At 32.9% G+C, this 1,734-nt stretch carries 2 protein-coding genes; both read left to right on the forward strand.

Going from position 1 to position 1,734, the window contains the following annotated elements:
- Positions 1–425: 425 nt before the first annotated feature.
- Positions 426–902, forward strand: a complete 477-nt coding sequence (locus tag V7122_RS23020; RefSeq protein WP_335529452.1) for a DinB family protein — start codon at positions 426–428, stop codon at positions 900–902.
- Positions 903–1,202: 300 nt separating this feature from the next.
- The gene (locus tag V7122_RS23025; protein ID WP_335490670.1) at positions 1,203–1,700 is read left to right on the forward strand and encodes a GNAT family N-acetyltransferase; all 498 of its coding nucleotides are present in this window, start codon (positions 1,203–1,205) and stop codon (positions 1,698–1,700) included.
- Positions 1,701–1,734 lie beyond the last annotated feature (34 nt).

Consider the following 1,734-nt stretch of genomic DNA (forward strand, 5'->3'; position numbering starts at 1 on the left):
ATTTTAAAGGCTTTTTTTCATAAAAATCCTCCATTCAATGCTGCTCTTATTATAAACGATTAAAGAATTCTTATTAAACTAACAAGGGCTTCTTTTAATAACAATCAATATTCAACAATCGGGCGCTTTTCTGAAACAAGGAAAGCGTCTTTCTTCATGAAAAGGGCCAGATTGTGGAATAACACTAGGCAAATAATTAGATATTTAATTTGAGAAATAGAGTTAGTGAATGAATGTACTTAAAGTTATGGTGCAGGTTCTACAAAGATAGAAAACTGGCACATTTGGTATCTTTACTTACATTAAATACGGTGGAAAATCATACTGTAGATAATGGCAGTTTAAGTTGAAAGAAAATCGATAAAGGATAATTACAATTAAGCAAGAATTTGTAACTTAATAATATTTATTCAGGGAGGAACAAAATGGAAGCGTTGATTGAAAAGTATAGCCAAGGATATACGATGTTAAGGGAATCCATTAAAGAATTGTCTGAGGAAGAGATTAGGTTCAAACCAGGAAAGGATAAATGGAGTATACATCAGATTATTATACATATAACGGATTCGGAATTGGTGTCTACACATAGACTGAAAAAGGTTTTGTCCGAGTCTGAACCACTTTTAACATCGCCTGACCAGAACGCTTGGGCGAATTCATTGGATTATGAGCAATTAGACCGTGAACAATACTTACTCCTTTTTAAGATACTTCGCTCCAGTATGCTTCCTATTATCCGTAATTTGACAACCGAACAATTTGATAGAGTTGGAGTTTATGCAGATGCTGGACGATTCACATTCAAAGAATTATTGGAATTCCGTGTCCAACATATACAAGGACATCTCGACCAAATTGAAAGGGTAAAAAAAGCTTTTAGGGAGAGCACGTATAAAGATTAATATTAACCTAATTAAACTTTATACGTGCTTTAGTGAAATAAGAAATATTTGATCTTATGATTGAGAATATCTTTTAGTTATTCCATTTTAGGGCGCTATCCTGGAACAAGGATAAGCGCTCGTTTTTCAGTTAAGGGCAATTTTGTTACAGATTAACAGGGATTTAAGAAAGAGAATTTGAAGTTAGCTTCAGGGACACTTTCTTGCAGTTTAGTGAATAATCTAATAGTCGAAAAATTGGAATAAAATCCATTTATAGTATAATTGTTTTTATACATTATTTATAATGGGGGAAAAGAAATGATAGAGAATAGACAAGCAGAGTTGATAAGTAAAAATGGTTTTTACATAAGTACTGACAAAAGCCTTTTAGATATAGAAGTAATATACAAATTCCTTAGCAATGAGTCTTATTGGCTTAAAGGCATTTCGAAAGAATTAGTTATAGCATCCATTGATAACTCTATTATTTGTTATGGTATTTATGAAGGAAATCCAACCATTGGTTCTCCTAAACAAGTTGGCTTTGCAAGAGTTGTATCCGATCTTGTTAGATTTTCTTGGCTAGGTGATGTCTTCATTCTTCCCAATTATAGAGGCCAAGGACTTAGTAAATGGTTAATGAGTGTAATCACCGAACATCCAAATTTGAAAGGCACGAGCTTTCACCTTGGTACTAAAGATGCTCATTCCCTTTATGCAAAATATGGCTTTAAACCATTAGAGAACATTGAAAATAGTATGGCTAGGCCCCTTGATTGGGAAGCTATACATGACGGTTATAAGTTATCCAAATAATCAATTGCTTTATTTAACTACCATGAAAATTAAC

It is taken from the genome of Bacillus sp. JJ1532, from assembly GCF_036965085.1.
Taxonomy (GTDB): Bacteria; Bacillota; Bacilli; order Bacillales; family Cytobacillaceae; genus Cytobacillus.

What these genes read in the sequence shown, in the direction of transcription:
- V7122_RS23020 (WP_335529452.1), top strand. Translation starts at nt 426, where the DNA reads ATGGAAGCGTTGATTGAAAAGTATAGCCAAGGATATACGATGTTAAGG.
- V7122_RS23025 (WP_335490670.1), top strand. Translation starts at nt 1,203, where the DNA reads ATGATAGAGAATAGACAAGCAGAGTTGATAAGTAAAAATGGTTTTTAC.